At 73.7% G+C, this 26,776-nt stretch carries 24 protein-coding genes; 9 read left to right on the top strand and 15 right to left on the bottom strand.

The annotated features are described in order from the left end of the window. Positions 1 to 205: 205 nt before the first annotated feature. On the bottom strand, positions 206 to 1,099 hold the full coding sequence (rsmI, locus tag EF903_RS09085) for a 16S rRNA (cytidine(1402)-2'-O)-methyltransferase (protein ID WP_185902586.1): 894 nt from the start codon (positions 1,097 to 1,099) through the stop codon (positions 206 to 208). A 113-nt stretch (positions 1,100 to 1,212) separates the two neighbouring features. Here rsmI and EF903_RS09080 point away from each other — a divergent pair, with 113 nt between their 5' ends. The 3 genes from EF903_RS09080 to EF903_RS09070 all read left to right on the top strand — a co-directional run bounded on the left by EF903_RS09080 (position 1,213) and on the right by EF903_RS09070 (position 5,790). Beyond that, the gene (locus EF903_RS09080) at positions 1,213 to 2,979 is read left to right on the top strand and encodes a dolichyl-phosphate-mannose--protein mannosyltransferase (protein WP_125542675.1); all 1,767 of its coding nucleotides are present in this window, start codon (positions 1,213 to 1,215) and stop codon (positions 2,977 to 2,979) included. A gap of 291 nt (positions 2,980 to 3,270) precedes the next feature. Then, positions 3,271 to 3,984 (top strand): hypothetical protein, encoded by a 714-nt coding sequence (locus tag EF903_RS09075; protein ID WP_125542673.1) that lies wholly within the window; start codon positions 3,271 to 3,273, stop codon positions 3,982 to 3,984. A 180-nt stretch (positions 3,985 to 4,164) separates the two neighbouring features. Next, on the top strand, positions 4,165 to 5,790 hold the full coding sequence (locus EF903_RS09070) for a penicillin-binding transpeptidase domain-containing protein (protein ID WP_125542671.1): 1,626 nt from the start codon (positions 4,165 to 4,167) through the stop codon (positions 5,788 to 5,790). Positions 5,791 to 5,801: 11 nt separating this feature from the next. On the opposite strand, the gene EF903_RS09065 is transcribed toward EF903_RS09070, so the two are convergent. After that, positions 5,802 to 6,095 (bottom strand): hypothetical protein, encoded by a 294-nt coding sequence (locus tag EF903_RS09065; RefSeq protein ID WP_125542670.1) that lies wholly within the window; start codon positions 6,093 to 6,095, stop codon positions 5,802 to 5,804. Between the two features lie 469 nt (positions 6,096 to 6,564). Here EF903_RS09065 and EF903_RS09060 point away from each other — a divergent pair, with 469 nt between their 5' ends. Together EF903_RS09060 and EF903_RS09055 are read left to right on the top strand one after the other, a co-directional pair. Next, positions 6,565 to 7,326, top strand: coding sequence for a DUF5919 domain-containing protein (locus EF903_RS09060; protein ID WP_125542668.1), 762 nt, complete (start codon positions 6,565 to 6,567; stop codon positions 7,324 to 7,326). Next, a complete protein-coding gene (locus EF903_RS09055; protein ID WP_125542666.1) occupies positions 7,313 to 7,780 on the top strand; it encodes an NUDIX hydrolase in 468 nt (155 codons plus the stop codon). Before EF903_RS09060 ends, EF903_RS09055 begins: the two co-directional genes overlap by 14 nt. A 42-nt stretch (positions 7,781 to 7,822) precedes the next feature. Here EF903_RS09055 and EF903_RS09050 read toward each other — a convergent pair whose 3' ends face one another. Genes EF903_RS09050 through EF903_RS09035 form a run of 4 tightly spaced genes read right to left on the bottom strand, consistent with a single transcriptional unit; the run spans position 7,823 to position 11,627 of the window. Then, positions 7,823 to 8,986: a serine hydrolase domain-containing protein gene (locus EF903_RS09050; protein WP_125542665.1), complete on the bottom strand. Its 1,164-nt coding sequence runs from the start codon at positions 8,984 to 8,986 to the stop codon at positions 7,823 to 7,825. A 28-nt stretch (positions 8,987 to 9,014) separates the two neighbouring features. Further along, complete coding sequence (locus tag EF903_RS09045; RefSeq protein WP_125542663.1) at positions 9,015 to 9,803, bottom strand: energy-coupling factor ABC transporter ATP-binding protein; 789 nt, start codon at positions 9,801 to 9,803, stop codon at positions 9,015 to 9,017. Next, positions 9,791 to 10,552: a cobalt ECF transporter T component CbiQ gene (cbiQ, locus tag EF903_RS09040; RefSeq protein WP_125542661.1), complete on the bottom strand. Its 762-nt coding sequence runs from the start codon at positions 10,550 to 10,552 to the stop codon at positions 9,791 to 9,793. Before cbiQ ends, EF903_RS09045 begins: the two co-directional genes overlap by 13 nt. Position 10,553: 1 nt before the next feature. Beyond that, entirely contained in the window at positions 10,554 to 11,627 is a 1,074-nt protein-coding gene (locus EF903_RS09035; protein ID WP_125542659.1) for an energy-coupling factor ABC transporter permease, read from the bottom strand. A 181-nt stretch (positions 11,628 to 11,808) separates the two neighbouring features. Between EF903_RS09035 and EF903_RS09030 the strand changes: the two genes are divergently transcribed. After that, the gene (locus EF903_RS09030) at positions 11,809 to 12,264 is read left to right on the top strand and encodes an SsgA family sporulation/cell division regulator (RefSeq protein ID WP_125542657.1); all 456 of its coding nucleotides are present in this window, start codon (positions 11,809 to 11,811) and stop codon (positions 12,262 to 12,264) included. Between the two features lie 137 nt (positions 12,265 to 12,401). Here EF903_RS09030 and EF903_RS09025 read toward each other — a convergent pair whose 3' ends face one another. Then, complete coding sequence (locus EF903_RS09025) at positions 12,402 to 14,600, bottom strand: MMPL family transporter (RefSeq protein ID WP_125542655.1); 2,199 nt, start codon at positions 14,598 to 14,600, stop codon at positions 12,402 to 12,404. A 193-nt stretch (positions 14,601 to 14,793) separates the two neighbouring features. Beyond that, a complete protein-coding gene (locus EF903_RS09020; RefSeq protein WP_125542653.1) occupies positions 14,794 to 15,384 on the bottom strand; it encodes a TetR/AcrR family transcriptional regulator in 591 nt (196 codons plus the stop codon). A 153-nt stretch (positions 15,385 to 15,537) separates the two neighbouring features. Between EF903_RS09020 and EF903_RS09015 the strand changes: the two genes are divergently transcribed. Beyond that, positions 15,538 to 18,828, top strand: coding sequence for a S41 family peptidase (locus tag EF903_RS09015; RefSeq protein WP_125542651.1), 3,291 nt, complete (start codon positions 15,538 to 15,540; stop codon positions 18,826 to 18,828). Positions 18,829 to 18,885: 57 nt separating this feature from the next. Here EF903_RS09015 and EF903_RS09010 read toward each other — a convergent pair whose 3' ends face one another. From EF903_RS09010 to EF903_RS09000, 3 genes are read right to left on the bottom strand one after another with little or no spacing between them, the layout of a single operon-like run. Then, a complete protein-coding gene (locus EF903_RS09010; protein WP_125542649.1) occupies positions 18,886 to 19,779 on the bottom strand; it encodes an SDR family oxidoreductase in 894 nt (297 codons plus the stop codon). Next, positions 19,776 to 20,723 carry an alpha/beta fold hydrolase gene (locus tag EF903_RS09005; protein WP_125542647.1) on the bottom strand — a complete coding sequence of 316 codons (948 nt, stop codon included), beginning with the start codon at positions 20,721 to 20,723 and terminating at the stop codon, positions 19,776 to 19,778. The genes EF903_RS09010 and EF903_RS09005 overlap by 4 nt, the downstream gene beginning before the upstream one ends. Then, on the bottom strand, positions 20,720 to 22,249 hold the full coding sequence (locus EF903_RS09000; protein WP_125542645.1) for an NAD(P)/FAD-dependent oxidoreductase: 1,530 nt from the start codon (positions 22,247 to 22,249) through the stop codon (positions 20,720 to 20,722). Before EF903_RS09000 ends, EF903_RS09005 begins: the two co-directional genes overlap by 4 nt. A 136-nt stretch (positions 22,250 to 22,385) precedes the next feature. Between EF903_RS09000 and EF903_RS08995 the strand changes: the two genes are divergently transcribed. Further along, positions 22,386 to 23,138: a MerR family transcriptional regulator gene (locus EF903_RS08995; protein WP_125542643.1), complete on the top strand. Its 753-nt coding sequence runs from the start codon at positions 22,386 to 22,388 to the stop codon at positions 23,136 to 23,138. Here the strand turns inward: EF903_RS08995 and EF903_RS08990 are convergent. Beyond that, positions 23,117 to 23,923, bottom strand: coding sequence for an exodeoxyribonuclease III (locus EF903_RS08990; protein WP_185902585.1), 807 nt, complete (start codon positions 23,921 to 23,923; stop codon positions 23,117 to 23,119). The genes EF903_RS08995 and EF903_RS08990 overlap by 22 nt on opposite strands. Positions 23,924 to 23,961: 38 nt before the next feature. On the opposite strand from EF903_RS08990, the gene EF903_RS08985 reads away from it, so the two are divergent. Further along, positions 23,962 to 24,453 carry a GNAT family N-acetyltransferase gene (locus EF903_RS08985; protein WP_125542641.1) on the top strand — a complete coding sequence of 164 codons (492 nt, stop codon included), beginning with the start codon at positions 23,962 to 23,964 and terminating at the stop codon, positions 24,451 to 24,453. Between the two features lie 45 nt (positions 24,454 to 24,498). On the opposite strand, the gene EF903_RS08980 is transcribed toward EF903_RS08985, so the two are convergent. From EF903_RS08980 to EF903_RS33895, 3 genes are read right to left on the bottom strand one after another with little or no spacing between them, the layout of a single operon-like run. After that, entirely contained in the window at positions 24,499 to 24,993 is a 495-nt protein-coding gene (locus EF903_RS08980; RefSeq protein WP_125542639.1) for a hypothetical protein, read from the bottom strand. Between the two features lie 3 nt (positions 24,994 to 24,996). After that, positions 24,997 to 26,139: a hypothetical protein gene (locus EF903_RS08975; RefSeq protein WP_125542637.1), complete on the bottom strand. Its 1,143-nt coding sequence runs from the start codon at positions 26,137 to 26,139 to the stop codon at positions 24,997 to 24,999. After that, on the bottom strand, positions 26,139 to 26,564 hold the full coding sequence (locus tag EF903_RS33895) for a hypothetical protein (RefSeq protein WP_185902584.1): 426 nt from the start codon (positions 26,562 to 26,564) through the stop codon (positions 26,139 to 26,141). The genes EF903_RS08975 and EF903_RS33895 overlap by 1 nt, the downstream gene beginning before the upstream one ends. Positions 26,565 to 26,776: the final 212 nt, after the last annotated feature.

Below are 26,776 nucleotides of genomic sequence, written 5' to 3'. Positions count from 1 at the left end.
GGCCGGGACGGGGGCGGCTGCCGGGGTGTCTGCGATCTCACTCATGCCAGCTCCTCTTCTTCCACTGGTGCCATTGCCAGTGGACGCCTCACCGGGCGGGAGCGCATCAGGCCATGTCGAGAATTGGACGGTCCTTGGGCGACTCATGCCCGAGGCGCCCGGTGCGCGGTCCGAGCTTTGCTTTTCAGGTTATCCCTTTACCCTCTTACGGCATCTTTTCGGCCGCGTTCTTTGCCGCGACGACGGCGTCGAACACCTCCCGCTTGGGTACGCCGGCCTCGGCGGCGACCGCCGCAATGGCCTCCTTGCGCCGCTCCCCCGCCTCCTCCCGCACCCGCACCCGGCGCACCAGCTCGGCGGCGTCCAGGTCGGCGGGCCCGGCCTCGGGGGCGCCCTCGACGACGACGGTGATCTCGCCGCGCACCCCTTCGGCGGCCCAGGCGGCGAGGTCGCCGAGGCCGCCCCGCTTGACCTCCTCGTACGTCTTGGTCAGCTCGCGGCAGACCGCGGCCCGGCGGTCGGCGCCGAAGACCTCGGCCATCGCGGCGAGGGTGTCGTCGAGCCGGTGCGGGGCCTCGAAGTAGACGAGGGTGCGCCGCTCGGCCGCGACCTCGCGGAGCCGGGCGAGGCGCTCCCCGGCCTTGCGCGGCAGGAAGCCCTCGAAGCAGAAGCGGTCCACGGGCAGCCCGGACAGGGCGAGCGCGGTGAGCACCGCGGACGGCCCGGGTACGGCGGTGACCTTGATGTCCTGCTGCACGGCGGCGGCGACGAGCCGGTAGCCGGGATCGGAGACGGACGGCATGCCGGCGTCGGTGACGAGCAGCACCCGCTTGCCGTCCTCCAGTGCCTCGACGAGCTCGGGGGTCCGCTGGGACTCGTTGCCCTCGAAGTACGACACGACCCGGCCGGTGGTGTGCACGCCGAGCCCCTGGGTCAGCCGGCGCAGCCGGCGGGTGTCCTCGGCGGCGACCACGTCGGCCCGCTCCAGCTCGGCCGCGAGGCGGGGCGGGGCGTCGGCGAGGTCGCCGATCGGGGTGCCGGCGAGGACGAGCACGCCGTCGGCGGCGGCTCCGGTACGGGTGGGCTGGTCGGTCGTCACCCGTCCATCCTCTCAGCCGTCCCGCCCGGCACACGCTCCGGCGGCGGGCAGCACGGCGGAGCGCACTGCCACGGCACTGTGGATCGCGACCGGGCGTTCCCTACGATGACCCGGTGACCAGTACCGCGACGCCGCCGCCCAGCCCCGCGGGGGCCCCGACCGCCCCGCCGGCGGGCCGGGCACAAGAGCCGTCCCCCTGGCTGCGCCGGCTGCGCGGCTTCGGCTACGCGCCGCCCGCCGGAGCGCGCCCGGCGGACGTACGCGCCCGCCTGGTGCCCCCGTACGCCCGTCCCTCCGGGCAGTTGTGGGCCGCGCTGGGCTTCTCCGCCGCCGCGGCGGCGACCTGGCAGCGCGTCATGGCGTGGGCCGGGCCGGTCGCGGTCGCGCTGGTCGCCGGGGTGATGCGGTTCTGGCAGCTGGGCAGCCCGAAGGCCGTGATATTCGACGAGACGTACTACGCGAAGGACGCGTGGGCGACGATCCGGCAGGGCTATGAGGCGAGTTGGCCCAAGGACATCGACAAGTCGATCCTGGCCAACCCGGACGGGGTGGCCCTGCCGGCGGACCCCGGGTACGTGGTGCACCCGCCGGTCGGGAAGTGGGTCATCGGGCTCGGCGAGTGGATGTTCGGCTTCGACCCGTTCGGCTGGCGGTTCATGACGGCCGTGCTCGGCACGCTGTCGGTGCTGCTGCTGTGCCGGATCGGGCGCCGCCTGTTCCGCTCCACGTTCCTGGGCTGCCTCGCGGGCGGCCTGCTCGCCGTGGACGGCCTGCACCTGGTGATGAGCCGGGCCGCGCTGCTCGACCTGGTGCTGATGTTCTTCGTGCTGGCCGCGTTCGGGGCGCTGCTCGTCGACCGCGACCGGGCCAGGGAGCGCCTCGCGGCGGCGCTCCCCGTGGACGCGGAGGGCCGCACCCGCCCCGACGCGGCGATCGCCGAGACGCTGCGGCTGGGCGTGCGCCCGTACCGGATCCTGGCGGGCGTCTGCCTGGGCCTGGCCTTCGGGACGAAGTGGAACGGCCTGATCACGCTGGCGTTCTTCGGGATCCTGACGGTCCTGTGGGACGCGGCGGCCCGCCGCACCGCCGGCGCGGGCGCCCCGTACGCGGCGATGCTGCGCCGGGACGCCCTGCCGGGCTTCGTCTCGACGGTGCCGGTGGCGGTCGGGGTGTACGTCGCCTCCTGGCTGGGCTGGATCCTCAGCCCGGACGACGGCCGCGGCGGCTACTTCCGCGACTGGGCGGCGAAGCAGGACCAGAACAGCCCGCTGTCGTTCCTGCCGGAGTGGCTGCGCAGCCTGTGGCACTACGAGACGGAGGTCTACAGCTTCCACGTCGGCCTGACCTCGGGGCACACGTACGACTCGAACCCGTGGAGCTGGCTGGTCGTCGGCCGGCCGGTCTCCTACTTCTACGAGTCCCCGGAACCGGGCACGGACGGCTGCCCCGCGACGGAGGCGGGCAAGTGCGCCCGCGAGGTCCTGGCCCTCGGCACACCGCTGCTGTGGTGGGCGGGCTGCTTCGCCCTGCTGTACGTGCTGTGGCGGTGGTTCTTCCGCCGCGACTGGCGCGCGGGCGCCATCGCGTGCGCGGTGGGCGCGGGCCTGCTCCCCTGGTTCAACTACCAGGAGCGCACCATCTTCTACTTCTACGCGGTGGTGTTCGTCCCGTACCTGTGCCTGGCCCTGGCGATGACGGTGGGCGCGCTCCTGGGCCCCCGCGACTCGACGGAACGCCGCCGCACGCTCGGCGCGGTGGCGGCGGGCGTCCTCGTCCTGCTGATCGTCTGGAACTTCATCTACTTCTGGCCGATCTACACGGGCCAGGCGATCCCGATGGACTCCTGGCGCAGCCGCATGTGGCTGGACACCTGGGTCTGAGGGGGCGGGCGAGGGGCCCCGGCGCCGGTCGGCGCCGGGGCCCTTCCGCGTCCGGAGGCCGCCTGTGCCGCTGCCGGTTATGCTCGATGAGGAGCCCCATGGCGCGGGGCGGCCGCAGCCGGAAGTGGCGGTGCGTCAGACCGCCCCCGCTGCAGGCAATCGGGCGCCGATCCCGGACCGGCCGACCGCGTCGACACGGGCCGCGACCCGTACCGCGCCACCCGCCATGGCGAGCCCGGACTCCGATTCCGTACACACCCAGGCAGGAATCCCTGCCATGGAGGGAACCGCATGAATCGGCAACGTCGTTGTGCACTCCTCGCCCCTCTCCTGGCCTCCGCGGTGGCCCTGCCCCCGGCCGTGGCGGCCCAGGCGGCGCCCGCCGAGCCCGCGGCCGTGCAGGTACCGGCGGCGCCGGCGTGCCAGCTGAAACCCACGGCGAACGCCCAGAACCGCGTGGACGTGGTGCTCACCGGCTTCGCGGCCAACCAGAGGGTCACGATCAACCGGGCCGGCGGCAGGCCGGCGGACACGCGGGTCGACGCGCAGGGCAACCTCACCGCGAAGAACCTGCGGGACGGGACCTACAGCATCAGGGCACAGGGCAGGGGAGGCGGCTCGACCGTGCCGTGCGCGGACGCCCCGGCCCCCGTGAAGGTCGACATCGCCGATGCGGACGTCGTCGCGACCAAGCCCGACACCCCGACCGTTCCGTGCAACCAGACGACCGCGGTGACGTTCGCGGGGACGCTCAAGGGCACGGGGACCGGCGACGTCAAGGTCAAGTGGGTGGGCAGCACCGGCAAGCAGTCGCAGCCCACGGTCAAGTTCACCGGGCCGAGCACGCCGGTGCCGGAGTTCACCATCACCGCCCCGGCGAGGGCGAACCCCGCGGCCGACGCCCCGACGGTGACGGCCCAGCTCACGGTGCCCCAGCAGGGCTCGGAGACGGGCGTGTCGTCGGAGGTCTTCAGGGTCACCCTGCGCTGTGCCGCGGGGACCTGACCGCTCGGGCATCACCGCCGCGACGGGGCCGGCGCCACCCGCGCCGGCCCCCTCCGACCCGATCCGGAATGTCCGGCTCCTGCAACAAGGTGCACATGGCATGCGCACGGCGCGTAAGGTCGTCCGCCGGAGGGTCCTTGAACGCGTTCAAGGAGACGGATGATCCGGGGAGGGCGCGGAATGAACGGGGCAGCGAAAGGCGCGGTCATAGGCGGGGTGTTCCTCGCGATGGTCGGCGGCACCGCGTTGGGGGTGTACGCGCTGGTCGACGGCGCGGGCGGCGGCGAGGCTGCGAGCACCGCCGCGCCCGCGAGGGGCAGTGGGCCCGTCACCGGTGACGAGGCCGCCCGGACGGCGAAGGCGTTCCTCGCCGCCTGGGCCGCCGGGAAGGACCGCGAGGCCGCCGAGCTGACGAACAACGCCGCCGCCGCGCAGGCCGCGCTGGCCGGCTACCGGGACAAGGCGCACATCGGCAAGGCCGTGTTCACGCCCGGCGCGCCGGAGGGGACGGCCATCCCGTTCACGGTGGCCGCGGAGGTCGCCCACGAGGGCGCCGCGAAGCCCCTCGCGTACGCCTCGAAGCTGACGGTGGTGCGCGGGGAGACGACCGGGAAGCCGCTCGTCGACTGGCAGCCCTCGGTGGTCCATCCCGAGCTGGGCCGGGGCGAGGAGCTGCGGGCCGGCCCGCCGCCCGCGCCGCCGGTCAAGGCCGTCGACCGGCGCGGCGAGGAGCTCGACCCGCAGCGCTACCCGTCGCTGCGGCCGGTCCTGGACCAGCTGCGCAGCACGTACGGCGGGAAGGCCGGCGGGCGGCCCGGCGCGGAGCTGTGGATCGAGCCGGCCCTCCCGGACGCGCCGCGGCGCACGCTGCTGACGCTGGCCGAGGGCGAGCCGGCAAAGCTGGAGACCACCCTGGACGCCCGGGTGCAGGCGGCGGCCGAGAAGGCGGTGGCCCGTTATCCGGAGGCGTCGGTCGTGGCGATCCAGCCGAGCACGGGGCACGTCCTGGCCGTCGCCAACCACCGCAAGGACGGCTTCAACGCGGCCATGGAGGGCGCCCGCGCCCCCGGCTCCACGATGAAGATCGTCACGGCGGCGATGCTGATGGACCGCGGCGCGGCGGGGGCGGACCAGCCTGCGCAGTGCACGAAGGAGGTCTCCTGGGGCGGCCGCCCCTTCCACAACCTGCGCGGCTTCGAACTGCCCGGCGGCGCCGACTTCGCGACGGCGTTCGCCCGCTCCTGCAACACATCGTTCATCAAGCGCATCAAGACCGTGGACGACGACGGGGCGCTGGCGAAGGAGGCGCGCGAGGTCTTCGGGATCGGCCTCGACTGGAAGACCGGCGTGCGCTCCGTCGACGGCAGCGTGCCCGAGGCGACCGGCGCCGCGGCGGCGGCCGCGTACATCGGGCAGGGCCGGATCACGATGAACCCCCTCAACGTCGCCTCGATCACGGCCACGGCGCGCAGCGGGGTCTTCCGGCAGCCGGTGCTGGTCGCACCCGGCCTGGACGGGCGGCCCCTCGCCCGCGCCGAGCGGACGATGAAGCCGGCGGTGACGCGGCAGCTGGTGCAGATGATGCGGCTGACGGCCGCGTCGGGCACGGCCGCGCAGACGATGGCGGGCGTCCGGGGCTCGGACAAGGGGGCGAAAACCGGCTCGGCGGAGGTCGACGGCGCGGGCAGCCCGGACAGCTGGTTCACGGCCTACAGCGGCGACGTGGCGGCGGCGGCCATGGTGGAAGGCGGCGGCCACGGCGGCGACGCGGCGGGCCCGATCGTGGCGGCGGTCCTGAACCACTGAGGGCGCTGCCCTCACGGTGCCGCGTCCGGGTCGTGGCCCGCGTACAGCGGGCACGCGCCCCCGACGTGCGGCTCCCGGCAGTCCGCCAACTCGACGAGCTCGGGGACGGCCGCGGCCGACCACCGCACCCACACCGTGGCCGCGCGGCGGCCGCCCACCGCGAACAGGGGCGCGAGGTGCGGGCCGTCGTGGCAGAGCAGGTCCATACACAGGGCGTTGACGCGAGCGCCGTCCTCCGGCCGCCGCCGCGCGATCTCCTCGACCAGCGCGGCGGGGAACCTCACGTAGTCCAGACACTCAGCCACGCACCCCACCTCCGGCCCGGGGAGACGAGAACGTGCGGCGATCGGCCGGGTGGCCGAACCGCATGTGCACGAGCGTGCACTCGGTGATCTCCGCGATTCCGTACCCGCGGGCTGCCGCCGTCTGCAACTCGTCACGGAGCTGCCCGCACTGCCCGCACGCTGCGGGGTCGACGGGCCCCGGCCGCGGCATCGTCAGCCGTGCCCATCCCGCGGGGAGGCCCTCCGGGCCGAACGCCTTCCGGGGCACGACGCCCGGCGCGGCGTCGACCGGCTCCCCAACCCGTTCGCGATTCGCATGCTGTTGTGCCATTCCTGATATGCCCTTCCGCCCCACAGGCTTGGTGGCCCTCACACTGATGCGGTCTCGATGGTGGGGTGCCCAAAGGGGCGTTACCACCCCGTTCTGAGGACGTTTGGGACGTTCCTTGGCTAGCGTTTCGTCCAGGCTCCACGTCCTCGGAGGCAACGCATGAATCAGGCCCTGCGCCGCGCCCTTGCCGATGCGAACATGACAGAGGCGCAGCTCGCAGAGCGCTGCGGGGTCGACGCCAAGACGGTGGCGCGCTGGATCACCGAGCCCGGCCGCATCCCTCATGCCCGGCACCGGTGGGCGGCCTGCGAGGCTCTAGGCGAGGAGGAACAGGACTTGTGGCCCACAGCGATTCGTTCGGCTCTCACGACGGGGCCGAACCGCGAACTCGTCCAGGTTTACCCGTACCGCTCGGCAGCACCCACGAGCCTCTGGCGCACTCTGATCACCAAGGCGCAACGTGAGCTCTTCTTCGCCGGATACACCAACTACTTTCTGTGGCTGGAACAGGCGAACCTGAGCGCCGCACTACGGCGCAAGGCGCAGGCCGGATGCCGAATCCGCTTCCTGGTCGGCGACCCTGCCAGCCCGGTGACGGCCGCACGCGAGGAAGAGGAAGGCGTACCGCTCACACTCTCGACGCGGATTGCCGTCACCCTCGCCGAATTGGCGAAGCTCCGGGATGTACCCGCCGTCGAGGGGCGTTTCGAGACCGGCCACGTCGGCCTCTCCGTCTTCCGATTCGACGACGAGATGCTCGTGACGCCGCACCTGACCCGCAAGGTCGGGCACGACTCTCCGATGATGCACCTGCGCCGCTGCCAGGCGGACGGCATGTTCGACCGCTTCGCCGCGCACGTCGAAGAATTGTGGAGCCGCGGCCGGGACATCCCGGAGGGTGGCGGCGATGGCCAGGCGTGACTACGAGGACGCCCCGGATGCCCCGAAGGCGAACAGCCTGCGGCCGGCGGCGTCGGCGGTCGTCGTGGACGACGCCGGCCGCATCCTGTTGCAGCGGCGCGCCGACAACGGGATGTGGGCACTGCCCGGCGGGGTGATGGAGCTCGGGGAGTCGATCGGGCAGTGCGCGGCCCGCGAGACGCTGGAGGAGACCGGCATCACCGTCGAGATCACCGGGATCGTGGGAACGTACACCAACCCGGGGCACGTGTTTGCCTATGACGACGGCGAAGTGCGGCAGGAGTTCTCCATCTGCCTGCTGGCCCGCCCCACCGGCGGGACCCTGCGCGCCTCGGAGGAGTCCCACGAGGTGGCGTGGTTCGCCCCCGAGGCGGTCGACGCTCTGCCGATGGTCCCGAGCATCCGCAAGCGGATCGACGACTGGCGGTCCGGCCGCAGTCCCGTCGTCCGCTGAACGCCCGTACACCGGCCGTACCGAGAGGGCAGGCCCCCGCCCTCAGAGGGCCGTGCGCAGGGCGCGGACGAGGGCCTGGGCTCGAGGGTCCGCCGTGACCGAGGACGCCAGGGCGTTCGTGACGTAGCCGAAGGCGGTGCCCGATTCCGGGTCGGCGAAGGCCAGCGAGCCGCCGCGGCCCGGGTGGCCGAAGGAGGCGGGGGACAGCATCGGGGAGGCCGGGCTGTGGAGCATGTGGCCCGGGCCGAAGCGGGTGTTGACGACGAGGACCCGGTCGGAGCCGGACGACAGCTCGGTGCCCGCGAGGGCGGTCGTCTCGGGGGTGAACAGGCGGGGGCCGTCCTCGGTGTCCCCGATCAGGGACGCGTACAGGCCGGCGAGGGCGCGGGCGGTGCCGATGCCGGCGGAGGCGGGGAGTTCGGCGGCCCGGTAGGCGGGGGCGTTCTCGTCGGCGAGCGGGGTGATCGCGGCGAAGGCGCGCCGGGTGAGGGAGTCGGGGTCGGCGTACGCTTCCGAAACGTTTCGCCGCGGCCGCGTGCGCAGCGCCCCCGCCGACTGCGGCGGCTCGACGGCGCCGACCCGGCCGACCCGCCCCGTCTCGGCGACCGCCTGCGGCAGCCCGATCCAGAAGTCCAGGCCGCGCGGGCCGGTGACCTCCTGGGCGAGCCAGGACCCGAGGGAGGCGCCGGTCACCCGGAGCACCAGCTCGGACAGCAGCCAGCTGAAGGTCTGCGCGTGGTAGCCGTGCTCCGTGCCCGGCTCCCAGAACGGCCGCTGCGCGGCGACCGCCCGGGCGCCCGAGAGCCCGTCCGCGGCCTCCTCCGGGGTCAGCGGCACGTCCAGGGCGGGTACGCCGGCCCGGTGCGCGAGCAGGTCGCGGACGAGGGCGCCCTCCTTGCCACCCGCCTTGAACTCGGGCCAGTAGTCGCCGACGGGCGCGTCCAGGTCAAGGAGCCCGCGCTGGTGCAGCAGCAGCGGGACGGCGGCCGCGACGCCCTTGGTGGCCGAGCGGACCACCTGCGCCGTACCCGCCGTCCACGGGTCGGTGCCGTCGACGTCGTGCGTGCCGCCCCACAGGTCGACGACCCGCCGGCCGTCCCGGTACACGGCCACGGCCGCGCCCCGGTCGCCGAGCACCTCGAAGTTGCGTACGAAGGCGTCGCGGACGGCCTCGTAGCCCTCCGCCACCTCACCCTGGATGTTCACGTGCGGTCCAACTCCCACCTGTGCCCGCTTATGCCCCCGACTGTGCCACCCGGACCGACCGCGGGTCGAACCCGAAGGGCAGCTCCAGGCGGTGGGCGCGCATCAGGTCCTCGTCGCAGAGCAGTTCCTGCGTGGGGCCGTCGGCGGCGATGGCGCCCTCGCTGAGGACGACCGAGCGGGGGCACAGCTCCAGGGCGTAGGGCAGGTCGTGGGTGACCATGAGGACGGTGACGTCGAGGGAGCGGAGGATGTCGGCGAGTTCGCGGCGGGAGGCCGGATCGAGGTTGGAGGAGGGCTCGTCCAGGACGAGGATCTCCGGCCGCATGGCGAGGACGGTCGCGACGGCGACGCGGCGGCGCTGCCCGAAGGAGAGGTGGTGCGGGGGCCGGTCGGCGAAGCCGGCCATGCCGACGCGCTCCAGCGCCTCGCGGACGCGTTCCTCCAGCTCGGCGCCGCGCAGTCCGGCGGCGGCCGGCCCGAAGGCGACGTCCTCCCGGACGGTCGGCATGAACAGCTGGTCGTCGGGGTCCTGGAAGACGATGCCGACGCGGCGGCGGATCTCGGCGAGGTGCTGCTTGGCGACGGGCAGCCCGGCGACGCGGACGGTGCCGACGCCGCCGCCGAGGATGCCGTTGAGGTGGAGGACGAGGGTGGTCTTGCCGGCGCCGTTGGGTCCGAGGAGGGCGACGCGCTCGCCGCGGCCGACGGTGAGGTCGACGCCGAAGAGGGCCTGGTGGCCGTCGGGGTAGGCGTAGGCGAGGCCGGAGACCTCCAGCGAGGGGGCGGGTGCGGGCGGGGCAGGGGTCACGGGGTCCATCCGATCAGGCAGACGGCGAGGGCTGCCGCCGGGAGTGCGGCCGCGCGGGCCCATTGGGCGCGGGTGGCCGTGACGTCGTCGATGACCGGCATGGAGCCGGTGTAGCCGCGGCTGACCATCGCGAGGTGGACGCGTTCGCCGCGTTCGTAGGAGCGGATGAACAGGGCGCCGGCGGTCTTGGCGAGGACGCCCCAGTGCCGGATGCCGCGGGCCTCGAAGCCGCGCGAGCGGCGGGCGATCGACATCCGGCGCAGCTCGTCGGCGATGACGTCCCCGTAGCGGATCATGAAGGTGGCGATCTGGACGAGCATCGGGGGCAGTTTCAGCCGCTGGAGGCCGAGCAGCAGGGCGCGCAGCTCGGTGGTCGCGGCGAGCAGGACGGAGGCGGCGACGCCGAGGGTGCCCTTGGCGAGGACGTTCCAGGCGCCCCACAGCCCGGAGACGGACAGGGAGGCCCCGAGCACCTCGACGCGCTCGCCCTCCGCGACGAACGGCATGAGGACGGCGAACGCGACGAACGGCACCTCGACCAGCATCCGGCGCAGCACGAACCCGGGTGGGATGCGGGCCGCGGCGGCGACGGCGGCGAGGAGCAGGGCGTACAGGCCGAAGGCCCACACCGCCTCGCGCGGGGTGGACACGACGACCAGGACGAACGCGAACGCGGCGACGATCTTGCAGTGCGGCGGCAGTGCGTGGACCGGCGAGTTCCGCTCCAGGTGGAGCCGGTGGGCGTGGCCCGCCCCCATGTCAGACCGCCGAGGTTTCGGGGTCGGCCGCGGGGCGGGCGGCGGCGGTGCGGCGGCTGCGGGCCACCCAGAAGACGCCGGTGCCGACGGCGACGGTCGCGCCGACGCCGATGACGCCGGCGAGGCCGACGGAGAGGCGCTCGTCGTCGACGTCCTTGACGCCGTAGTCGGCGAGGGGGGAGTCGGCGGTGGCGTGCTCGTACTGGTCGGCCTTGGCGTCGATGCCCTGGTCGGCGGCGACCTTCTCCAGGCCGTCGGGGCTGGCGGAGGCGTAGAAGGAGACGAAGCCGGCGAGGACGAGGGCGGCGGCCAGGCCGGCGGCCCACACGGCGCGGCCGGAGCGGGCGGGACCGGCGGCGGGGGCCTCGGCGGCCGGTCCGGCCGGGGCGTCGACGAGTTCGCCGCCGACGCGGAGCTTCAGCGGGGCGGCGAGGCCCTTGACCCCGTGGACGAGGTCCGGCCGGACGGCGAGGACGGCGCCGACGGTCGCGGCGGTGATGGCGGCCTCGCCGATGCCGATCAGGACGTGGACGCCGAGCATGGCGGCGAGCACCTTGCCGACCGGCACGTCGGTGGTCCCGCCGACGGCGTACAGCAGCGTGAACGCGGCGGCGGAGGCGGGCACGGAGACGAGCGCGGCGGCGAAGGCGGCCGCGAGGGCGGAGCCTCGGCCCCGCGGCAGCACGGCGAGCAGGCCGCGGAAGACGAGGTGGGCGGTGATCACGGTGACCACGCCCATGACGGTGATGTTGACGCCGAGGGCGGTGAGCCCGCCGTCGGCGAAGAGGACGCCCTGCATCAGCAGGACGACCGAGATGCACAGCACTCCGGTGTAGGGGCCGACGAGTATCGCGGCGAGCGCCCCGCCGAGGAGGTGCCCGCTGGTGCCGGCCGCGACCGGGAAGTTCAGCATCTGCACGGCGAAGATGAAGGCGGCGACGAGTCCGGCGAGCGGGGCGGTGCGCTCGTCGAGCTCGCGGCGGGCGCCGCGGAGGCTGACGGCGACCGCGCCGGCGGCGAGGACACCGGCGGCCGCGGACACGGGGGCGTCGATGAATCCGTCGGGCACGTGCATGGCTGGCTCCGCTTCCTGCCGTCCTTGAGCTGACAAAATCTTTATCCACTCAAGATTAAGGCTCACCTGCAAACCATGGGCAAGAGCGGGGAGGTCACGAAAAGCGCCTCGCACTTTCGTGGGAATGTGCGAGGCTGGGGGCAATACGGACTTATATGTTCCGATTCGAGGAGTCTTGTCGATGTCGCCGACCGCCGAGAATCCGACCGGGCCCGCAGCAGGGGCCGCCACCGCCGCGCTCACCGCAGTCGCGGCCGCCACCGCCGTGGTCCCGGGCGTCGAGGAACGCGTCATCGCCCGTGTCATCAGCGACGATCCGCTCTACCGGAAGATCCCCGTCGCCCTGAGGTACGCGCCCGCCGAGCCGCTGGCCGTGCGGATCGTCTTCCCTGCGGGCCTCTCCCCCGAGGGCACCGACAACGAGTGGGTCCTCCCGCGGGCCCTGCTGGAATCAGGGCTCCAGGCCCCCACCGGCACCGGCGACGTGCGCGTCTGGCCCTGCGGCCGGGTCCAGGCCGTCGTCGAGCTCCACTCCCCCGAGGGAGTCGCCGTCATCCAGTTCGACATCGCCGCGCTGCGCCGCTTCCTGCGCCGCGCCTCCGCCTCCGCCCCGGCCCCCGCCACCCGCCCGGCGTAACGGGCCCGACCGGCCCGGACCCGCTCCGGACCCGGCCCCCACCCGCCGGTACACGCGGACGGCCCGGCCCCGCACCCGCCGTCAGGAGCGGGTGCGGGGCCGGGCCGCAGGCGTGCAGGGGCGCAGGGCGCCGGACGTCAGGCGCTGACCAGCTCGCGGTCCTTGCCCGTCCCCTCGCCGGAGTCCCCGCCGGCCAGGTGCTTGCGCAGGCTCTCGCCCTCGACGTCCACGTTCGGCAGGATCCGGTCCAGCCAGCGCGGCAGCGCCCACGCCCGGTGGCCGAGCAGCGCCAGCACCGCCGGGACGATGGCCATGCGGACCACGAACGCGTCGAAGAAGACGGCGACGGCCAGGCCGAAGCCGATCATCTTGACCATCTGCTCGCTGGAGCCGATGAAGCCCGCGAACACCGCGATCATGATGACGGCCGCGGCGGCCACGACCCGCGCGCTGTACTTGAAGCCGGTGACGATGGCCTGGCCGGGCCGCTCGCCGTGCACGTACGCCTCGCGCATCCGGGTCACGAGGAAGACCTCGTAGTCCATCGCCAGGCCGAAGACGACGCCCACCATGAAGATCGGCATCATGCTCATGATCGGACCGGTCTGCTCGACCCCGAACAGGGAGCCCAGCCAGCCCCACTGGAAGACCGCGACGACCGCGCCGAGGGCGGCCACCACCGACAGCAGGAATCCGAGGGCCGCCTTGAGCGGGACCAGGATCGAGCGGAAGACCACCGTCAGCAGCAGGAAGGCGAGGCCGACGACGAGCGCCAGGTAGGGCAGCAGCGCCTCGTCCATCTTCTGCGAGAAGTCGATGTTCATCGCGGTGGCGCCGGTGACGAGCACCTCGTCGCCGCTGGCGTCGCGGATCTCGCGGACGAGGCCCTCGGTCGCGGCGGAGGACGGCCGGTCCTTCGGGATGACGGTGATCACCGCGGCGTCGCCCGCCTCGTTGGGCGCGGGCGGGGTGACCACGGCCACGCCCTCCATGCCCTTGATCCGCGCCTCCGCGGCGTCGGCCAGCTTCTTGTCGCCGTCGACGACGACCATCAGCGGGCCGTTGAAGCCGGGCCCGAAGCCCTCGGACAGCAGGTCGTACGCCCGGCGCTGGGTGGTGGAGACCGGCTGGGAGCCGTCGTCGGGCAGCCCCATCTCCAGGCTCGCCGCCGGGACGGCGATCGCGCCGAGGCCGACCACGCCGAGGAGGAGCACGGCGACGGGGCGGCGCAGCACGAAGCTCGCCCAGCGGGTGCCGGCGTTGGCCTTGGGCTCGGCGCCGGCCGGCCGGCCCTTGCCGAACAGCCTGCTCTTCGTTCCCGCCGGGAGCACCTTGCGGCCGGCGAAGCCCAGGATGGACGGGACGAGCGTCAGGGCGACGAGGACGGCGATGACGACGGTGCCCGCGGCCGCGAGGCCCATCTTGGTCAGCATCGGAATGTTGACGACGGCCAGGCCCGCCAGGGCGATGACCACGGTCAGGCCGGCGAAGAGGACCGCGGAGCCCGCCGTTCCGACGGCGCGTCCGGCGGCCTCGTCCCGCTCGTGGCCCTCGGCGAGCTCCACGCGGTAGCGGGAGACGATGAAGAGGGCGTAGTCGATGCCGACCGCGAGGCCGATCATCATCGCGAGGGTGGAGGTGGTGGTGCCGAGGTCCAGCACGTTCGCGAGCGCGGTGATGGTGGAGACGCCGATGCCGACGCCGATCAGCGCGGTCAGCAGCGGCAGCCCGGCCGCGACCAGCGAGCCGAAGGTGATGACCAGCACGATGCCCGCGACGAGGATGCCGATGACCTCGCCCGATCCGGTCTCGGGGGCCGCCATCAGGGCGTCGCCGCCGATCTCGACGGTCAGCCCGGCCTTCTTCGCCGCGTCACCGGACTCGGTGAGCGCCTCGCGGGTGTCGTCCTTCAGCTCCATGCCGCTGACGGTGTACTTGACGCTCACGTACGCGGTGGAGCCGTCCTGGCTGACGGCCTGCACCTGGAAGGGGTCGGCGACCGAGGCGACCTGGGCCTTGCCCGGGCCCTCCTGGATACCGGAGACGATCTTCTGGACCTGCGCCTTGTTCGCCTCGTCGGTGATCTTGGCGCCCTGCGGCGCCTTGACGACGATCCGGGCGGACGCGCCGTCGGCGGCCATGCCCGGGAACTTCTCGTCGAGCAGGTCGAAGGCCTTCTGGGCCTCCGTACCGGGCATCGAGAAGGAACCTGAGGTGGGGGCGGACGCCGATGCCGCGCCGAAGCCGGCGGCGAACAGCAGCGCCACCCATATGAGGGCGACGAGGCCGCGGCGCCTGAAGGCGCCCCTGCCGAGTCGGTAGAGGAAGGTGGCCACTGGAGTGGTTCTCCCGTTCGAGTCGTGGGATGGATCCGGGTGGATCAGGGCGTGGAGAGCCGGCCCGACGACGAGAGCGGCGTGTCAGGAGCAGCGTGGATCTGGTGCGGTGGATCGTGCGCGGTGGGAGCCGCGCGGTGCATCTGTGCGGTTGTCTGCCGTACGGGGAGCCCTGCGGGTCCCGTGCGGCGGCTCAGACGCCGAGGGCGGGGAACACCACGGCGTCGACGAACTCTCCGAGGAAGGCCCGGTCGACGGGACGGTCCTCGATCAGCGGGAGCGCGATGAACGCGCCCACGATGACGTGCGGCACGAACTCCAGGGCGGGGCAGTCCGGGGAGACCTCGCCCCGCTCGACGGCCCGCTGCAGCATCAGCTGCATGCCGTTGAGCTCCGGTTCGACCAGCAGGTCCCGCAGCGCCTTGTGGAGCTCCGGGCTCTCGTGGACGGCATGCGCCAGGCCCCGCAGCAGGGCGGTGTCCTTGGCCATCTGCGCGTCGTCGGAGTACTGGACCATGAGCCCGAAGTCCCCGCGCAGGCTGCCCGTGTCGATCTCCGCGAGGGGGACCGGCTGGGTGCAGCGAAGGGCCCGGGCGACCAGCTCCGGCTTGCTCCCCCACTGGCGGTAGAGGGTGGCCTTGCTGGATTTGGTGCGGGCGGCGACGGCGTCCATGGTCAGCGCCTCGTACCCGACCTCCCGGAGCAGGTCGAGGACCGCCCCGTGGAGTTCGGCCTCGCGCTCGGGGGTGATGCGGCTGCGCCGCGACGGCACCTCGTCGGACATCACCGGGCACCTCCCGTCGAACGAAACCGTTTCGTACACCTGAGAGGATACCCCGCGCCCGAGCGAAACGAAACCGTTCCGTTTCGTTTGCCGCCGTGGCCTGGATCACCTGTACGGGTTGCCGGGCCCCCTCCCCGCGGAAAACATGGGGACGTGAGCCACGACGTCGCGTACCTCCGCTTCCCCCACCTCCACGACGACCTCCTGTGCTTCGCCGCCGAGGACGACCTCTGGGTCGCCCCGCTCGTCCCCGACGGCACCTCCCCCGGCCGGGCGTGGCGGATCACGGTGGACCGCACCCGCATCGGCCACCCCCGCTTCTCCCCCGACGGCCGCCACATCGCCTTCACCACGTGGCGCAGCCTGGACCCCGAGGTGCACCTCGCGCCCGTCGAGGGCGGCCCGGCCCGCCGGCTCAGCCACTGGGGCGCCACCGACACCCGGGTCTGCGGCTGGACCCCGCCCGACAGGGACGGCCGCAGCGACATCCTCGCCGTCTCCTCGCACGGGCAGCCCTTCTCCCACTACGCGTGGGCGTACAGCCTGCCCACCGACGGCTCCCCCGGCGGCCGGCTTCCCTGGGGCCCGGTGTCCGACATCGCCGTGCACGACGAGCCGGCAGCGGACGGCTCCGTCGAGCGGCGCACCCTGCTGCTGACCGGCAAGCCCCCGCACGAGCCGGCCGCCTGGAAGCGCTACCGCGGCGGCGCCACCGGCCGGCTCTGGCTGCACGGCAAGCGGCTGCTGGAGGACATCGGGGGGCACCTCGACGCGCCGATGTTCGTCGGCGGCCGCATCGCCTTCCTCTCCGACCACGAGGGCATCGGCAACCTCTACTCCTGCCTGCCCGACGGCACCGACCTGCGCCGGCACACCGACCACGAGGAGTTCTACGCCCGCCATGCCGCGAGCGACGGCTCCCGCGTGGTCTACCAGTGCGCCGGCGAGCTGTGGCTCGTCGAGGACTTCGGCCCCGGGGGCATGCCGCGGAAGCTGGAGGTCCGCCTCGGCGGCCCGCGGGCGGGCCGGCGCACCCACCAGGTGCCCGCCGCGCACCACGTCGACTCGCTGTCCGTCGACACCACCGGGCGGGCCAGCGCCGTCGTCGTCCGCGGCAGCCTGTACTGGCTCACGCACCGCGACGGCCCGGCCCGCACGATCGCCGACACGCCGGGGGTGCGGGTGCGGCTGCCGGAGATGCTCGGCACCGGCGGGCAGGTCGCGTACGTCACGGACGCCGAGGGCGAGGACGCCGTCGAGATCGCCTACCTGCCGCGCGCCTCCGGCGAGCGGGAGCCGCGCCGGCTGGCCTCCGGGAAGCTGGGGCGCGTACTGGAGCTGGTGGCCGACCCGGACGGGGAGCGCCTCGCCATCGCCTCGCACGACGGGCGGCTGCTGCTCCTCGACGCGACGGAGGAGTCCAACGGCGAGGTCACCGAGCTGGTCGCGTCCGTCAACGGGCCCGTCACCGACCTGGCGTTCTCCCCGGACGGGGCGTGGCTGGCGTGGTCGCACCCGGGCATCGGCCGGTCGCTGCGGCAGATCAAGATGGCCAGGATCTCCGGCCCGGGGCCGCGGACCGTCGTGGACGTGACGAACGGCCGCTTCGAGGACGACCACCCCGTCTTCACCCGAGACGGCCGCTACCTGGCCTTCCTGTCGTGGCGCGGCTTCGACCCGGTCTACGACGTGCACACCGGCGACCTGTCGTTCCCGCTGGGCTGCCGGCCCTACCTGGTGCCGCTGTCGTCGGCGACCCCCTCGCCGTTCGCGTTCACCCCCGACGGGCGGCCCGCGGCGGGCGGCCTCGACCCGGTGGAGGGCGAGTCCGGCGAGGGCGACGGCTCGGTGATGGTGGAGGTGGAGGGGCTGGAGAGCCGGGTGACGCCGTTCCCGGTGTCGGCGTCGAAGTACTCGGCGCTGCAGCCGGTCAGCGGCGGCGGGCTGGTGTGGCTGCGCTGGCCGATCTCGGGCGCCCTCGGCGAGACGTTCGCCAATCCGGCCGACACCAGCGGCAAGCCGACCCTGGAGCACTTCGACATCACGAAGGCCCGCAAGACCGAACTGGCCTCCGGGCTCGACTGGTTCGCGGTCAGCGGTGACGGCACCCGGCTCGTCCTCAACGACGACGGCGACCTGCGGGCCGTCCCCGCCACCGAGTCCGGGGACGCGGACTCCACCGTCTACCTCGACCTGCGGCGCATCCTGCACGAGGTGGACCCGCCCGCCGAGTGGCGGCAGGCCTTCGAGGAGGCCGGGCGGCTGATCCGCGCCTACTTCTGGGACCCGAAGATGTGCGGGATCGACTGGGACGGCGTCCTCGCCCAGTACCGGCCGCTCGTCGAACGGGTCGCCTCCCCCGACGAGTTCGCCGACCTGCTGCGCGAGGTCCTCGGCGAGCTGGGCACCTCCCACGCGTACGTCTCCGCGTCCCGCCGCAACGAGGGCCCCCCGCACTACCAGCGCCCCATCGGCCTGCTCGGCGCCAACCTGGTGTGCCGCGACGGGAACTGGACCGTCAAGCGGATCCTGCCGGGCGAGTCCTCGGACTCCAAGGCCCGCTCCCCGCTGGCCGGCACCGGGATCCGGGAGGGCGCCGTCCTCACGCACGTCGACGGCCGGCCCGTGGACCCCGTGGCCGGCCCGTACCCGCTGCTGGCGGCGGCCGGCGGCACCACCGTGGAGCTGACCTTCGAGCCGGCCGAGGGCGAGGGCCGCGCCCGCCGGGTGGCGGTGGTCCCGCTGATCGACGAGCGGCCGCTGCGCTACCAGGACTGGGTGTCCAAGCGGCGGGCGGTGGTCCGCGAGATCAGCGGCGGCCGCTGCGGCTACCTGCACATCCCCGACATGGGCGGCTCGGGCTGGGCGCAGTTCAACCGCGACCTGCGGATGGAGATGTCCCGGCCCGCGCTGATCGTGGACGTGCGGGGCAACGCGGGCGGGCACATCAGCGAGCTGGTCGTCGAGAAGCTGACCCGCTCGATCCTCGGCTGGGACCTGACCCGCGACGCGCAGGCCGTCAGCTACGCCTCCAACGCGCCCCGCGGCCCGATCGTCGCGCTGGCCGACGAGGCGACCTCCTCGGACGGCGACATGATCACGGCGGCGTTCAAGCTGCTGGGGCTGGGCCCGGTGGTGGGGCAGCGGACGTGGGGCGGCGTCGTCGGCATGACCGGCCGGCACGTCCTCGGCGACGGCACGGTCATCACAGTGCCGATGAACGCCGCCTGGTTCGAGGAGTACGGCTGGTCGGTCGAGAACCACGGCGTGGAGCCGGACTTCGCGATCCTGCGGACGCCGCTGGACTGGGCGGAGGGCCGGCACGCGCAGCTGGCGGACGCGGTGCACCTGGCGCTGGAGCTGTTGGAGGCGGAGCCGGCCGCGGTCCCGCCGGGCTACACGGACGTGCCGGACCTGCGGCGGCCGAAGCTGCCGCCGCGGTAGCCCTGGCGGCCGCGGCGGCGGGTCCCCGGGGTGGGGCCCGCCGCCGCCCGGCGTCCGTCAGGGCGTGCCGGCGGCGCGGCCCCGCTCCCGCTCGTCGGCGGCGCCGCCCTCGCCGACCAGCCCCTTGGACACCCCGGCCAGGCGCGGCTCGAAGCGCCGCACCTCCCGCTGCCCGCCGGCCGCGATCAGCGCGGGCAGGTGGCCCCGTACGCCCTGCATGCCGCGCAGCCACCACTGCGCGTACACGTGCGCCGAGCGGCGCTCGATGCCGGCGACGATCCGGTCGACGGCCGGGCCCAGCGGGTAGGTGCGGTTCGCCGGCCAGGGCAGCCGCTGCCGCAGCTCCCGCATGACGCCGTCGCGGTCGGCGCCGCGCACCATGTCGGTGTCGGTCCACGACAGGTAGCCGACGCCGACGCGGACGCCCTTGTGGGCGACCTCGGCGCGCAGGCAGTGCGCGAACGCCTCCACCCCCGACTTGGAGGCGCAGTACGCGCTCATCATGGGGGCCGGGGTGATCGCGGCGAGGGAGGCGATCTGCAGGAAGTAGCCCCGGCTGTCGGTGAGCAGGGGCAGGAAGGCCCGCGCGGTGACCGCCGAGCCGACCAGGTTGACCTCGATCACCCGGCGCCAGGCGTCGGGGTCGGAGTCGGCGAAGGGGCCGCCCGCGGCCACGCCGGCATTGGCGACGACGATGTCGGCCCGGCCGAAGCGCTCGCGGACCTCGCGGGCGACGCGGGCCATGGCCTCGTGGTCGGTGACGTCGGCGTGCCAGTGGGCGCTGTCGGTGTGCAGCCGCCCGGACACCTCCTTGAGTGCCTCCGGCTCCAGGCCGACCAGCGCCACCCGCGCGCCGCGTGCGGACAGCTTGCGGGCGAGCAGCTCGCCGACGCCGCGGGCCGCGCCGGTGACGACGGCGACCTGCCCCTGAAGGTTCCTGTGCGCGCTCACGGCGTCCTCTCCTCCTGCTGCTGCCGGGTTTCCTGCGGGTGGTCGGCGAGGTGGCAGCGGGCCAGGTCGCGCACCGCGCCCGCCACGGCCTCGGGGGCTTCGACGGGGGTCATGTGCCCCATGCCGGCCAGTTCGGTGAGGCCGACGCAGCGGGGCAGGGCGGCGGCGAGCCTGCGGGCGTGCACGATCGGCGAGAGCCGGTCGGCGGTGCCGCCGAGGACGGCGGTGGGCGCGGTCAGCGCGGCCAGCCGTGCGTCCAGGTCGAGTTCGGCGAGGACCCGGGACCAGCCGTGCCGGACGGCGGTGGGGCAGGCGTGCACGATGCGGGCGCACGCCTCGACCTTGTCGGGAGCCGAGCCGGGGCCCATCGTCGCGTACTTGAGCACCTGCCGGGCCGGCGGGGTCACCGGCCCGAGCGGGGCGCGGGAGCCGAGGAGGGCGCGGGTCAGCCGGGTGCGCAGGGGGCCGGGGCGCAGCGGTATGACGCGGGCCTCGGCGACCAGGCGGGAGCTGCCCGTGCTGCACAGCAGGACGGCCGCGGCGTGCTCGTCGAGTTCGGGCCGGCCCGCCGCCGCCATGATCGTCATGCCGCCCATGGAGTGCCCGGCGAGGACGGCCCGCTCGCCGGGGGCGAGGGCCGCCCGCAGCACGGCCGCGAGGTCGTCGGCGAGGGCGGTGGCGCAGTAGCGGGAGGTCGCGGGGGTGCGGCCGTGGCCGCGCTGGTCGTACGCGATGACCCGGTGGTCGGCGGCGAGGTCGCGGATCGGGGCGGCCCAGAAGGCGGTGGAGCAGGTCCAGCCGTGGGCGAGCACGACCGGCGGGGCGTCCGGGTCGCCGTGCTCCTCGACGTGCAGCCGGGCCCCGTCGGCGGATACGGCGACCAGCTCGCGGCGGGCGGCGGGCGGCGCGTACCGGCCGGAGGGGGCGTGCGTCAGCCGGCTCATGCGCCGGCCTCCCCGGCGGCGGCCGCGCCGGCCCGGGCGGGGGTGTGCCCGCTCGGGCCGCCGCGGGCGCGGAGGACCTCGTACTCGGCCATGTCGACGGTCTGCGTCAGGCGGCGGAACTCGCCGGTCGTGCCCGGCCAGACGGTGGTGTTGCGGCCCTGCGCGTCCAGGTACCAGCTGGTGCAGCCGCCGGTGTTCCACACCGTCCGCTCCATGCGCGCCTGGACCTGCCGGTTCCAGCGGCCCACGGCCGAGGGGCGGGCCGCGAGGGCGGCCCGGCCGCCGAGGACGTCCAGCTGGCGCAGGTAGTCGGCCATGTAGTTCAGCTGCGACTCGATCATCAGGATCATCGAGCTGTTGCCGAGGCCCGTGTTGGGCCCGATGATCGTCATCCAGTTCGGGAAGCCGGCCGCGGTCGCGCCGCGCAGCGCCTGCATGCCGTCCTTCCAGTGGTCGGCGAGGGTGCGCCCCTCCGCGCCCACGACCCGGTCGGCGATCGGCAGGTCGGTGACGTGGAACCCGGTGCCGAAGACGATGGCGTCGGCCTCGGCCTCGGTGCCGTCGGCTGCGACGAGGACGCTGCCGCGGACCTCCTTCAGCCCGGAGGCGACGAGGTCGACGTGGGGCCGGGCGAGCGCCGGGTAGTAGTCGCTGGAGAGCAGGATCCGCTTGCAGCCGATCCGGTAGGAGGGCGTCAGCTTCGCCGCCAGCTCCGGGTCCTTGATGGAGCGGGCGATGTTCGCCTTGGCGAGGGACTCGATCAGGCCGAGCCGGTTCGGGTGCTTGGTGAACGCGCCGACCTGGAGCTCCCGGATGCCCCACAGCAGCCCGCGGCGCGCGGCCCGCGTGAACGGCAGCTGCCGGTGCAGCCAGCGTTCGGCGGCGGTGATGGCGCGGTCGGTGCGCGGCATCACCCAGGGCGGGGTGCGCTGGAAGAGGGTCAGCCGCTGCACGTCGGGGGCGATGGCCGGGACGATCTGGATGGCGGAGGCGCCGGTGCCGACGACGGCGACGCGCTTGCCGCGCAGGTCGTAGTCGTGGTCCCAGCGCGCGGAGTGGAAGACCTTCCCGGGGAACTCGGCGAGGCCGGGGATCTCCGGCAGTTTCGGCTCGGAGAGCGGGCCGGTCGCGGAGACGACGACGTCGGCGGTGAGGGCGCCGCCGGAGGTCTCGATCTCCCAGTGCAGCCGCTCGGCGTCCCAGCGCATCGACTGCACCTCGTGGCGCAGCCGGATGTGGGGGCGCAGGCCGAAGGTGTCGGCGACGCGTTCCAGGTAGGCCCTGATGTGGGGCTGGCCGGAGAAGGTGCGCGGCCAGTCGGGGTTGGGGGCGAAGGAGAAGGAGTACAGGTGTGAGGGGACGTCGCAGGCGCAGCCGGGGTAGCTGTTGTCCCGCCAGGTCCCGCCGACGGAGTCGGCGCGTTCCAGGACGGTGAAGTCCGTGATCCCCTCGCGGCGCAGTCGGACGGCGGCGCCCAGCCCGCCGAATCCCGCCCCGATGACCGCCACCCGCACGTGCTCGCCCATGCCGCCTCCCAGCCGCCGCACCGTCGCGCCACACTGCCAGCAATCACTGGCACAATCGGGAGGGTAGAGCAGCGCCGTACCGAGGGGTAGGGGTCGCACCCGGAAAGTTACTGCGGGTACGCCATAGGCTTCGGCCGTGGCAGAGACGGAAGCGGGGACGAAGTTGCGCGAATACCGTACGGAGGAACTGGCCGAGGCCGCCGGCATCCCCGTCCGCACCCTGCGCTTCTACCGCGAGCGCAAGCTCCTGCCGCCGCCGCGCCGCGAGGGCCGCATCGCCTGGTACGACGACCACCACCTGGCCCGGCTGCGCACCATCGCCGCCCTGCTGGAGCGCGGCCACACCCTCGGCGGGATCGCCGAGCTGACGGCCGCGTTCGAGCGGGGGCGGGACGTCGGCCAGCTCGGCGAGCTGCTCGGCATCGGCTGGTCGGAGGAGACCCCGGTCCGGCTGACCCCGGAGGCGCTCGCCGACTACTTCGAGGGCGAGGTCACCCCGGAGAACCTGGCGGCCTCCCTCGACCTGGGGTACGTCGCCACCGACGGCGACGAGATCGTCCACGTCAGCCGCCGCCTCCTCGACGTCTCCTCGGCCCTGGTCCGCGAGGGCGTCCCGCTCGCGGCGGTCCTGGAGACGGGCCGCCGGGTGCGCGGGCACGCGGACGCCCTGGCCGCGCTGTTCGCCGGGCTGGTCGCCGAGCACCTGCCGGACGATCCCGAGGCGGTCACGCGGCTGCGTCCGCTGGCGAAGAGCGTGGTCGAGGCGGAGCTGTCGATGGCGATGGACCGCCTGCGGGCGGCGGCCGGGCAGCCGGGCGGCGCGGAGGCGGACGAGGCGGACGAGGCGGTGCGCGGGGACGGGCCCCCTCAGACCGCGCCGAGCCCGTAGACCACCGTCACCGGCGCGTGGTCGGACCACCGCTCGGGGTGCGTCTCGGCGCGCTCCACCCACGCCTTCACGGCCCGGTCCGCCAGGCCCGGCGTGGCGACCTGGAGGTCGATGCGCCACCCGGCGTCGTTGTCGAAGGCCCGGCCGCGGTAGGACCACCAGGAGTACGGGCCCTCCGCGTCCGGGTGCAGCGCGCGCACCACGTCCACGTACCCGGCCTCCGCGTAGACCCTGCCGAGCCACTCCCGCTCCTCGGGCAGGAAGCCGGCGCTCTTGCGGTTGGTCCGCCAGTTCTTCAGGTCGGCCTCGCGGTGGCAGATGTTCCAGTCGCCGCACACGACGACCTCCCGCCCGTCCTTCGCGGCCCGCTCCTTCAGCTCGGCCAGGTACGGCAGGAAGGCCTCCATGAACCGGTACTTCTCGTCCTGCTTCTCCGTGCCCGCCTCCCCGGAGGGCAGGTACAGGCTCGCGACGGTCACCCCCGGCAGGTCCGCCTCCAGGTAGCGCCCGGACGCGTCGAACTCGGTGCTGCCGAAGCCGACCTGCACCCGCTCCGGCTCCCGCCGCGTGTACAGCGCGACCCCGGCCCGCCCCTTCGCGGCGGCCGGCGCGAAGACGGTGTGCCAGCCCTCGGGCCTGCGGACCTCCAGCGGGATCTGCTCCTCCTCCGCGCGGACCTCCTGGAGGCACACGACGTCGGCGTCCGACCCGGCCAGCCACGGGGAGAACCCCTTCTTGGCGGCGGCGCGGATCCCATTCACGTTCACGGAGGTCACGGTCAGCATCCCAGCACCATAGCCCGACCGTTCCGTACGATGTCCGGATGTCTCACGGGATAGAGATCCGCACCGTGCCGTACGACCACCCGGACGCGGTGAAACTCAACGACGAGGTCCAGCTCGAGTACCAGGAGCGCTACCAGGGCGAGGGCGACGCCACGCACCTGGACCCGGCCATGTTCGCCCCGCCGAACGGCCTGTACCTCCTGGCGTACGACGCCTCGGGCACCCCGGTCGCCAGCGGAGGCTGGCGCCGCCAGGACGAGAACGCGGAGGGCTACTCGGACGGCGACGCCGAGCTGAAGCGCATGTACGTCGTCCCGAGCGCCCGCGGCCTCGGCCTGGCCCGCCGCCTCCTGGCGGAGCTGGAGGCCGACGCCCGCGCCGCGGGGCGCGTCCGGATGGTGCTGGAGACCGGCGACAAGCAGCCCGAGGCGATCGCCCTCTACCTGTCGGAGGGCTACGCGATGACGGCCAAGTTCGGCTACTACCGGGAGTACGACTCCAGCCGCTGCATGGCCAAGCCCCTCTCCTGACGCCCGCTTCCCCGGTCCCGCCCGGCCGTCGGCCGGGCGGCCGGGTCACCCCGTCCGGAGCCGCAGGCGGAAGTCCGGGCAGACGTCGGGGTCCGGGTCGTCGTAGACGAAGGTGCGCTTCGCGTCGATGCCGATGGAGAGCCTGTCGAGGGTGTCGCCCTGCATGATGCCCTCCGGTTCGGCGAAGTCCAGGAGGAGCGTGGTCCGGTCCCGGCCACTGCCCGCCGGATCCACCACCCAGGTACCGGACCCGCTGAAGGCCTTGCCGAGGTGGGCGTGGAAGGAGCTGTCGCCCGTCGGCCAGTTCTCCACGGTGAAGCTGCCGCCATGGGCCGTCCCCGGGGTGAGGGCCAGCGTCAGGCGGACGCCCTTCGCCTCCAGCTCACCCTCGAACGTGCCCGCCAGCTGCGCCGCACCCGCGGTGTCCGCGGCCTCCGGGACGCACCGCTCGAACGCGTCGGAGCCGCAGCCGCTGAGCAGCCCGGCCACGGCGGCGAGCGCCGCCATACCTCCCGCCGCCCGCACCCTGCGCCGGTACATCGGTCACTTCCCTTCCGCGGGGACGCGCTCGGTCCACGTGATCTTCTGGTCGATCGTGGAGAACACGCCTTCCTCCCGGTTGAAGTTCTCCAGCCAGTCGTAGTAGCCGACGTAGTGCAGGAACGATTCGTTGCTGGTCGAGTTGTTCAGCGTGTATTCGACGACGAGCGAGCCGTCGGGGTCCTGGCCCTTGACGTTGTAGTCGAGGGAGTAGGAACCCATGAACGCCTCGCCGAGGTGGTCCTCGTCGGCGGTGACGATCGCCGGGATGTCCGTGCCGACCAGCTTGCGGAGCGCCCCGAGCTTGCCGTCCTTGGAGATCGAGTAGCTGACGGTGCCCTCCTGCTGCCCGTTCTCCTGCCACTTGGAGAGGGTGTCGGCGCGCAGCCGCTCCATGCTCACGCTGGATTTGATGAGCTCGGTCATCGTGTCCCCGTCGTGGTACTCGCGGCTGCGCGGCCCGCTGCCGGAAACCCAGTCCCAGCCCAGCGAGTACGCGCCCTCGCCCTTGCCCGCGGGGTACGGGTCCTTGCCCTGCATCGCGAGGTTGAGGGCGTTGTAGTCGGCCTCGGAGATCCGGTTCGTGGTGTCGATGGTGCTGTGCCCGGGGTTCGGGTTGAACCACTGGCCCTGGCCGATGTCCGACATCAGCGCGAACGCCATGTTCCGGTCGGCGGCGATGCCCCGCCGGACGATCCCGTTGATCTCCCGCTGGGCCGCCTCGATGGCCTTCGCCTCCGGTGAGTCCTTAGCGATCTCCTTGCACTGGCCGTTGAACACGGTGGTCGCGGCGACCCCGCTCGCCTGGATGAACACGCCCTTCTCCTGCGCCCGCCGCACGGCGTCCTGCAGGTCCTTCTTGACCGCCTTGAACTCGCCGAGCGCATCCTCGATGACACCGATGGCCGCCTTGGCGACCTTCGTCGCGGAGTCGACCTGCCGCTCGATGTCGTCGATCATCCGCCAGGCGTACGGGGCCGCGGCGCCCTCCCAGTACCCCTTGTCGCGCAGCGGCTTCAGCATCTCGTCCCGCACGCGCCGCGGCAGCTTGGACAGCGCCTCGTGCGTGGTGCGCCACTGGGCGAGGAGGGTCTCCAGCGGCGCCAGATCGGTCTCCAGGATCTCCTGGTAGAAGATGGTGGACATCAGAGCCCCTGGAGCTTGGACGGGCGCCGGACACCGGTGAACGACTGGTCGATCCCCGCGTCGGTGGTCTTGTAGCCGCGGGCGCCGATGCGCAGGCTCTCGGAGATGTGCGCGAGCCACCCGGCGACCGTTCCGGCCTGCTTCTCCCACTGCGCGTGCGCGGTGCGCAGGCTCTTCCCGGACTCCCACCCGTTCATGGCCGCGGCGGCCTTCCGCGCGGGCTCCTCCAGCGCGGCCGCGGGCTTGGTGAAGGCGGTGTGGATCTCGTCGGCACTCCCGGCGGCCCTGGTGAGCACGGCGGGCTCGATGACGAGCTCCTGCCCGGACGCCCCGGGCCCCCGGGGCGGCAGCAGCCCCGGCGGCTGGAGCAGCCCGGGCGGCTGCGCCCCGCCCGGCGGCACCAGCAGCGGCGGAGCCGGCGTCAACGTCAGCGGGGTCAGTGGATCCCGGAAACTCCCGGGCTCCGGAGCCACGAAGACGGAAGCCCCCCACTGCGACTGTGCCGCTCCAGCTCGTCCGGCGGCAGCGGAAGCCGCTCGGGCTCAGGCAACTTGTCATCGGCCATGTACGCAACTCCCCCTGTGCGAACGCAAGCACGCGAAGATCAAAGAGAGCCCACCCTAGCCCAGCCCACAAA

The sequence above is a fragment of the Streptomyces sp. WAC05292 genome (assembly GCF_003949955.1).
In the GTDB taxonomy this organism is placed as follows: Bacteria; Actinomycetota; Actinomycetes; order Streptomycetales; family Streptomycetaceae; genus Streptomyces; species Streptomyces globosus.
The sequence above is the reverse complement of the archived record's forward strand: the minus strand, read 5'-3'. Positions and strand labels throughout refer to the sequence as shown.

Coding starts and splice junctions, on each gene's coding strand:
- EF903_RS09070 (WP_125542671.1), top strand. CDS start 4,165: ATGAACGGGGCAGCGAAAGGCGCGGTCATAGGCGGGGTGTTCCTCGCG.
- EF903_RS09005 (WP_125542647.1), bottom strand. CDS start 20,723: ATGAGCCGGCTGACGCACGCCCCCTCCGGCCGGTACGCGCCGCCCGCC.
- EF903_RS08990 (WP_185902585.1), bottom strand. CDS start 23,923: ATGCTGACCGTGACCTCCGTGAACGTGAATGGGATCCGCGCCGCCGCC.
- EF903_RS09055 (WP_125542666.1), top strand. CDS start 7,313: ATGGCCAGGCGTGACTACGAGGACGCCCCGGATGCCCCGAAGGCGAAC.
- EF903_RS09060 (WP_125542668.1), top strand. CDS start 6,565: ATGAATCAGGCCCTGCGCCGCGCCCTTGCCGATGCGAACATGACAGAG.
- EF903_RS09075 (WP_125542673.1), top strand. CDS start 3,271: ATGAATCGGCAACGTCGTTGTGCACTCCTCGCCCCTCTCCTGGCCTCC.
- EF903_RS09035 (WP_125542659.1), bottom strand. CDS start 11,627: ATGCACGTGCCCGACGGATTCATCGACGCCCCCGTGTCCGCGGCCGCC.
- EF903_RS09020 (WP_125542653.1), bottom strand. CDS start 15,384: ATGTCCGACGAGGTGCCGTCGCGGCGCAGCCGCATCACCCCCGAGCGC.
- EF903_RS09045 (WP_125542663.1), bottom strand. CDS start 9,803: ATGGACCCCGTGACCCCTGCCCCGCCCGCACCCGCCCCCTCGCTGGAG.
- EF903_RS09000 (WP_125542645.1), bottom strand. CDS start 22,249: ATGGGCGAGCACGTGCGGGTGGCGGTCATCGGGGCGGGATTCGGCGGG.
- EF903_RS08980 (WP_125542639.1), bottom strand. CDS start 24,993: ATGTACCGGCGCAGGGTGCGGGCGGCGGGAGGTATGGCGGCGCTCGCC.
- EF903_RS08975 (WP_125542637.1), bottom strand. CDS start 26,139: ATGTCCACCATCTTCTACCAGGAGATCCTGGAGACCGATCTGGCGCCG.
- EF903_RS09030 (WP_125542657.1), top strand. CDS start 11,809: ATGTCGCCGACCGCCGAGAATCCGACCGGGCCCGCAGCAGGGGCCGCC.
- EF903_RS08985 (WP_125542641.1), top strand. CDS start 23,962: ATGTCTCACGGGATAGAGATCCGCACCGTGCCGTACGACCACCCGGAC.
- cbiQ (WP_125542661.1), bottom strand. CDS start 10,552: ATGGGGGCGGGCCACGCCCACCGGCTCCACCTGGAGCGGAACTCGCCG.